The following is a 6,944-nucleotide window of genomic DNA, read 5'->3' as shown; positions in this document are numbered from 1 at the left end:
TGATTTTACCAGTTCCTGGAACAAGGCGAACGCGTGCAACAGCGTTTTTACGACGTCCAGTACCTGCATATTGTGCTTGTGACATACTTTATTGTTCCTTTCCTTAGATAAGTCCTGAAATATCAAGAACTTCTGGTTGTTGTGCAGCGTGAGTGTGCTCAGCTCCAACGAATACTTTCAATTTCATACCTTGAGCGCGACCAAGAGTATTGTGTGGAAGCATACCTTTAACTGATTTCTCGATCAAACGAACTGCATTTTTAGAACGAAGTTCACCAGCAGAGATTGATTTCAATCCACCTGGGTGGTTTGAGTGAGTGTAGTAGATCTTATCAGTTGCTTTTTTACCAGTCAATTTAACTTTTTCAGCATTGATAACGATTACGAAGTCACCTGTATCAGTGTGAGGTGTGAATGTTGGTTTGTTTTTTCCACGAAGCACGCTAGCAACAACTGCTGAAAGGCGTCCAAGAGGTACATCAGTTGCGTCAACAACGTACCATTTGCGTTCTACTTGGCCTGGTTTAGCCATGAATGTAGTTTTGTTCATGATTTCTCCTATATGAATGTCGTTTTTGTTTACAGGGCGGATGTTCCGGTCCGCGAGTTATTTGAAAGGTTCCGGGGCCTTACAAATGGGGTAAACAATACCGCCTACTATTGTATCAAAATTCTAAGATAAAAGTCAACCGATTTGGAAAATTATTTACGATTTTCTTTTCCCATGATAAATCCGATCAAGGAATTCGGGCCAACGTGGGCTGAAATAACTGGTCCAAGAGGCATCACAAGGACTTCATCGATGCCTTCAAGCGCAAGCATTTCTTGCTTCAGTGCTTCTGCTCCTTCTAGATCGTTGGTATAAGATACCAAGGCTGTGCTTTCACCGATATCGGCTTTGATCAGCTCCAGTAATTCTCGGACAGCTTTTTTACGTCCGCGAACCTTGCTGATGGGCACTAATTTCCCTTCCGCATCAATCCAGAGAATGGGTTTGATGCTGGCCAGGCTTCCCATGATCGCAGCACTTTTTGAGAGACGCCCTCCACGCATGAGGTGGTAGAGATCATCGACGAGGAAATAAGTCCGCAGTTTTGGCGCTAGATTCATGATCTCTTCTTTGGTTTCTGCTAATGAACGGCCCGCATCACGCGCAGCTACTGCCCGCATAACCAGGTAGCCCTCTCCAATCCCAGCAGCCTTCGGATCGACAATCTCGATCACGGCTTCCGGGTAGTCTTCTAAAACCAGGTCTCGTGCCATGACTGCACTCTGATATGTCCCAGATAAGACCGATGAAAAGGCTACATAAAGCAGATCTTTTCCTTCTTTGGCAAATTGTTCAAAGGTTTCCTGAAATTGGCCCACATTGACCTGACTGGTTGTCGGTTTGGCCCCATTTTTCATGGCTTCTAAAAGCTCCGGGCTGGTCAATTGATCTTGGCCTACTGTCTGGTATACTGTTCCCTCTAACTCGATGGTCAAACCGAGAATGGTGACCTGATGTTCCTTGGCCCAGTTTTGGTCCAAATCTGCTGTCGAATCTGTCAAAATAGCAAATGTCATTACTTGTCTCCCATCATTTCTTGTAATTGTCGCAATACTTCGTGATCGAGCGGTCGCATAGGTGGTTTTTGATCGTTGACCACTAGCTGCGCCTGATTAAGGTTTCCTTTGACGACTGCGACCCGTTTTTCTAACTCTCTGGCAGATACCCGAAGAGCTCCTTGAGCAAAGACGGTCCATTGCTCATTTAAGTCACTGGTTGCGACCGATACTTGGTGGAGGGGCGTGTTAAGCTCTGCAGCCAAGCGCTCGATATAGTCATCTGCCGTCTCATCCTCACCGGTAAAGACCACCTGAACATTGAACTCCTCATAGGTCTGCCGCACTCCTGGCATATACTGGGCATCAAAGACACAGATGACTTCGATTCCTTCAAAGCTAGCATAGTGACTCAGTTTTTGCAGGAGGATATTGCGAGCTGCATCGAGCTCACTTTTTTGAAAGAGCTGGCGAGTCTCCTGCCAAAAGGCAATCATATTATAGCCGTCAACCAATAAGATTTTTCGTTTCATATCATTGCCTTTCTAGGATTATAGTCGGTTGCGAAAGACCTCATACATAAGAATAGCTGCTGCCACGCTGGCATTGAGGCTTTGCACATGACCATTCATGGGAATGGTGATCATCTCATCGACTTGCTTTTTGATGTTGGCTGAGATCCCTTTTCCTTCATTGCCAATGATCAAGGCTAACTTGCCAGCCGTATTCCACTTGTGCGATGGCGTGCCGTTCATGTCGGTTCCAAAGATCCAGAAGCCCTCTTCCTTTAGCTTGTCTAAGGTTTGGCTAAGATTAGTCACACGCGCAATGGGAATGTGTTCCACTGCTCCGGTAGAAGTTTTTGACACCACTGGGGTCACCCCAACCGCTCGGTGCTTAGGAATGATGACTCCTGAGACATTGGTCGCATCAGCTGTCCGCAAGATAGATCCAAGATTGTGCGGATCTGTTAAGCCATCGAGAATCAATAAAAGCGGGTTCTCTTCTTGGGCTGTCTGTTTCAGAATCGCTGCCAAGTCGGTGTAAGCAAAGGCTGCCACTCGAAGAACAAAGCCTTGGTGAACAGCTCCTTCTGTCATTTCCTGCAGGGTTTTCTTTGGCGTCCAAGAAATCGACACTTTTTTCTCAGCTGCTAAGGCCTTGATCTTGTCGACATTTTTCCCTCGGAGATCTTCTTGAATATATAATTTATTGCCTGTGTTGGCTTGTAAAGCCTCGGTGACTGCGTGGACACCGTATACGATATCGTTATTTTCCATAGAACTAGTATACCACAAGAAAGGAGGAAGAGGCCAATTCATGATATAATGAAATCAAATCTATCTCAATGAACAAACATAACTAGAAAGGAAGCCATGCCTCTTTTTCAACGAACCATCAAGCTCACCTTGGCCACCTGTTTAGCAGCTACCCTTGCTTATGCTCTGGGCTTGACCTATGCCATCTCAGCTGGCGTCATTGCCATCTTGAGTATCTCGGATACGCGTCGCAGCACCATCAAGCAGGCCTACCAGCGCTTTATGTCGACCTTGCTGGCCCTTGCTATCGGAAGTCTCGCCTTTTCCTTTTTTGGATTCAACCTTTGGGCACTGGGAGTCTTTATCGCTCTCTATGTTCCTTGCGCCTTTCTATTGGGTTGGCAGATCGGCATCACGCCTAGTACGGTGCTGGTCACCCATCTCTTAATTGAGCAGTCTACTTCCTGGGGACTCTTGCTCAATGAACTTGCCCTCTTTTTAATTGGGACCAGCTTTGCCTTGCTGGCCAATCTCTATATGCCTTCTAATCAGGGAGCGATCGATCACTACCATGATGTTGTTGAAGACCAACTGAAAAAGATCCTTGGTCGTTTTGCGGAATTACTTAGTAAAGGGGATGGTCGCAATGATGCTCGCTTGATCAAGGAGTTGGACAGCATCCTACAGGATGCCTTGAACCTAGTTTATCTGGACCATTCCAACCACCTCTTTCACCAAACCAATTACCATATTCACTACTTCGAAATGCGCAAGCGGCAAAACGATATTCTGCGAGATATGGCAGAAAACGTCAATCGCTGTCAGTTAGCGGCGAGTGAAAGCATAATCCTAGCTCAACTTTTTAAGAAAACAGCCCAACAGTTAAGCCAGGAAAATCCTGCCCAAGATCTTCTAGATGATATTAGTCATTATTTGGAGATCTTCCGCGAACGCCCTCTTCCCAAGACCCGTGAAGAATTTGAAACACGCGCCACCTTGCTCCAACTCTTAAGAGACTTAGAAACTTTCATCCAGGTCAAGGTTGATTTTTACCAACAATTTCATAAGGAAACAGAATAGACAAAGAAGCCCTTGCAAGATGCAAAGGCTCTTTTATTCAGGCAGTTGTTGTAAACGCTTTCCTAAAATGGTATACTAGAACTGGAAAATAACTTTTTAAGGAGGGTCTTCTATATGAAGTCTTCATATAAGAAACATTTGTACACTACGACACTCAGTCTCTCAGCGGCTGTCTTGCTTTCCGTTATCGGTCATGGCCAAGTTTCAGCCGATAGCTTAGAAGCGCCTCAAGCGGAACCAAGCACGGTCCTTGAAGCGATACCTGCTACTGAGCAACCTGTGACAGCTGATACTGCCAGTCCGGCTACATCCACAGAAGTAACTTCTGCTAGTCCTGCAGAAACCGCAGCGACTTCTGATGTGGCTTCTAGTACAGAGGTTGCTCCAACCGCTAGTCCAAGCACTAACCGTGCTACAACGACTTCTGACCAAGCGACACGATTGGCTGATAGCACCATTTATCTCTCTGAAAAGAGTACGATTGATGACAAAGTCCAAGAAAAAGCTCAAGCTGCTGGCAAGATCAACTGGACCTTAGACAATAAGCCTCTCTCTGAGTGGAAAACTTGGGATATGGAGACAGGAACACTGAGCAAGGATCCATTCCTTACTATCACAGAGACCGCAAACGGCAATGATCTGGATCTCCACATCGACGTGCAGGATCTCTTTGGTCAAGATCTTAGTCTTCGTAGCCCAAATAATATTCGCCGGACTTACCGCAACTACATCGGCAACCATGAACTAGTCGGGACCAATGCAGACTTGGGTGTGACCATCAATAAAACCCTTGTTTTTCGACCTTATCAAGACTACCATACACATGAAGAGATGCTAGCTGCTATCGAAAAATCCAAGGAAGAAGCGAAACCCGATCGTTTAGTGCAACTGGAAACCCTTGGCAAGAGTGCCCAAGGCCGGGATATGAAGATGGGGATCGTGAGCAAGGACCAAGCCAGCATCGATCACTACCTTTCTAGTACCAACCCTACAGCCTTGACCAAGCCAAGCGAAATGCTGGCTGCACTAAAAGATAAGACCTTGGATTACAAATTACCTGTCTTAGTCCACAACACCCACGCGGATGAACAGCCAGGCATTGATATCATCACAGGCCTCTTCAATACCTTTGCGACTAAGGAAAAGGTGACCTTTAACACTACAGATGAAACTGGAAATGCTAAAACTGTCACGCTAGATATTCCAAGCTTGCTCAATAAATTCATTTTCTTATTTGACTTCACGGAAAACCCAGATGGGGATGCTCTCAACCTGCGGGCCCTAGCAAACGGGCTCGATCCAAACCGGGATGCCAGCTACCAAACCAACCCTGAAGTTCGCACGGTTATCCAAATGATCAACAAATGGAATCCGATCGCTCTCTACGACTTACACGGTTTTATCAAAGAATTCTTAATCGAACCTGCAACGCCACCACATGATCCGAACTTCGAATACGATCTTCTGTCAGACCTGATGCTAGAAAATGCCCATCATATGGGACGGGCAGGAGTTGCCAATTCTAAATACAATAGTTACATCATTCCAAAACTGGATTGGGGCGATGGCTGGGATGACTCCTTCTCTGGCTATACAGGGGTTTATGCAGTATACCATGGTATCTTAGGCCATACTATCGAAATTCCAGAAGGAAATGAAGAATCCTACAAAGCAGGTCGCAATGCTGTCCTAGGCGGAATTGACTTCCTCAACCAAGATCCGGACCGTCTCCTTGAGATGCGTCTCAACTTCTACCTGCGCGGTCTCAATAAAACCGAAGATCCAAAAGCCGAAAATGAACTGGTCGGTCCAAATGGGGAAATCGTTGGACGTGTGAAAAATGGTCGTCCGAAATTCTTCCCAGACTACTACGTCATCCCAATGAGCCTCGACAAAGACAACGATGCCCAAGAAGCCTTCAATATGATCGACTACTTCAAACGCAATGGTGTCCTCGTCAAGGAACTCAAAGAAGATATTGGCAACTATAAAAAAGGGGACTTAGTCATTGACATGGCCCAAGCCAAACGTGGCTATGCCAACCACATTCTCTACAAGGGCTCCAACGAATCTGCCTGGGCTGCTATGTACGCAGAGTTGCTGGTCAACTTCCCAGATATGAGAGGGTTCAAGTCCGAACCTGTCTTTGCGGATGGTCTTTTCAACGGAAAATTAGGAGAAGTCACCACCACCCGCGCCACTCGTACCTCTGAGATCGATCCAAAAGCTCCTTACTATGTGATCGCAAACACCTCAGCCAGTGCCGTTAAAGCTGTTAACCAGGCGATTGCACAAGGAAAATCTGTCTACCTAACAGACGATGGCTACATCGTTGACCGCGATACCTTTGCTTCGCTCCTGCCAAACTATGCCATTTATGGTGATGCCCTCTACAAGGTGCCAAGTGGCCCAACCTTGAAACCAATGAAGGTCTACTCTCCGAACTACCACTATAATTGGGCTGGAGTAGATGCGCCTGCTCATACTAGTCTGGTCCTTGAAAAATTAGGCTTCCAAATCGTCAATACACCAGAAGAAGCGGATGTTGTTATTTTGGAAAGCAACCGCTTTGACGCTTCCATTTTTGGCAAGAAACCAACCCTTGTCATTGGTGGGGAAGCCATGCAAAAATTGGAAAAATTAGGAGTTCTTACAGGATTTGACGCTGAAAAATTAAAAGGCGGTAGTGACTACGAAGGCTTGATGAAAGCGATCATTGATGACCAGGATCCATTGACTAGCGGATACAAGAAGAATACCCTCTTCTACTCCAACTCAGGAAACTGGATTGAAAAGGTTCCAGAGCATTTCAAGACCTTGATGAGCATCGCTCCGAGCGATTATTATATTGCAGGTTGGTGGCCACATAACGATGTTCTGGCCAACAAAGTCATGGCCATCTCTGGGGAACTGATGGGACAACCACTCTTTGTCTATGCAGGAAATCCAACCAACCGTCAACACCCTGTCCACTTCTTCCGCTGGGTAACCAATGCGATCTTTGGCAGCAAGTTGGCAAGCTTGATGGATTACGTTCCAGCTAAAGAACCAGATCAAGTG

6 protein-coding genes and 1 pseudogene are annotated in these 6,944 nt (G+C 46.1%); 2 read left to right on the top strand and 5 right to left on the bottom strand.

Annotation, left to right across the window (positions count from 1 at the left end):
* The 5 genes and pseudogenes from PAN06_RS12400 to rlmB form a co-directional block, all read right to left on the bottom strand.
* Positions 1–85: pseudogene (locus PAN06_RS12400) on the bottom strand (30S ribosomal protein S9); the annotation flags it as partial.
* An 18-nt stretch (positions 86–103) separates the two neighbouring features.
* Positions 104–550, bottom strand: coding sequence for a 50S ribosomal protein L13 (gene rplM / locus PAN06_RS12395; RefSeq protein ID WP_002876943.1), 447 nt, complete (start codon positions 548–550; stop codon positions 104–106).
* Between the two features lie 152 nt (positions 551–702).
* Positions 703–1,566, bottom strand: a complete 864-nt coding sequence (locus PAN06_RS12390) for a DegV family protein (protein ID WP_269796468.1) — start codon at positions 1,564–1,566, stop codon at positions 703–705.
* Complete coding sequence (locus PAN06_RS12385; protein ID WP_070505380.1) at positions 1,566–2,078, bottom strand: NYN domain-containing protein; 513 nt, start codon at positions 2,076–2,078, stop codon at positions 1,566–1,568. The genes PAN06_RS12390 and PAN06_RS12385 overlap by 1 nt, the downstream gene beginning before the upstream one ends.
* 18 nt (positions 2,079–2,096) lie before the next feature.
* A complete protein-coding gene (gene rlmB, locus PAN06_RS12380; RefSeq protein ID WP_269796467.1) occupies positions 2,097–2,825 on the bottom strand; it encodes a 23S rRNA (guanosine(2251)-2'-O)-methyltransferase RlmB in 729 nt (242 codons plus the stop codon).
* A gap of 96 nt (positions 2,826–2,921) precedes the next feature.
* Here rlmB and PAN06_RS12375 point away from each other — a divergent pair, with 96 nt between their 5' ends.
* The gene (locus PAN06_RS12375) at positions 2,922–3,884 is read left to right on the top strand and encodes an aromatic acid exporter family protein (RefSeq protein ID WP_269796466.1); all 963 of its coding nucleotides are present in this window, start codon (positions 2,922–2,924) and stop codon (positions 3,882–3,884) included.
* A 114-nt stretch (positions 3,885–3,998) separates the two neighbouring features.
* The coding region (locus tag PAN06_RS12370; RefSeq protein WP_269796465.1) for a M14 family zinc carboxypeptidase at positions 3,999–6,944 on the top strand (2,946 nt) is incomplete at its 3' end.

It is taken from the genome of Streptococcus sp. SM3 (genome assembly GCF_027497875.1).
Note: the sequence above shows the minus strand (reverse complement) of the source record. Positions and strands in the feature narration are given on the sequence as shown.

Coding starts and splice junctions, on each gene's coding strand:
- PAN06_RS12390 (WP_269796468.1), bottom strand. CDS start 1,566: ATGACATTTGCTATTTTGACAGATTCGACAGCAGATTTGGACCAAAAC.
- rlmB (WP_269796467.1), bottom strand. CDS start 2,825: ATGGAAAATAACGATATCGTATACGGTGTCCACGCAGTCACCGAGGCT.
- rplM (WP_002876943.1), bottom strand. CDS start 550: ATGAACAAAACTACATTCATGGCTAAACCAGGCCAAGTAGAACGCAAA.
- PAN06_RS12375 (WP_269796466.1), top strand. CDS start 2,922: ATGCCTCTTTTTCAACGAACCATCAAGCTCACCTTGGCCACCTGTTTA.
- PAN06_RS12385 (WP_070505380.1), bottom strand. CDS start 2,078: ATGAAACGAAAAATCTTATTGGTTGACGGCTATAATATGATTGCCTTT.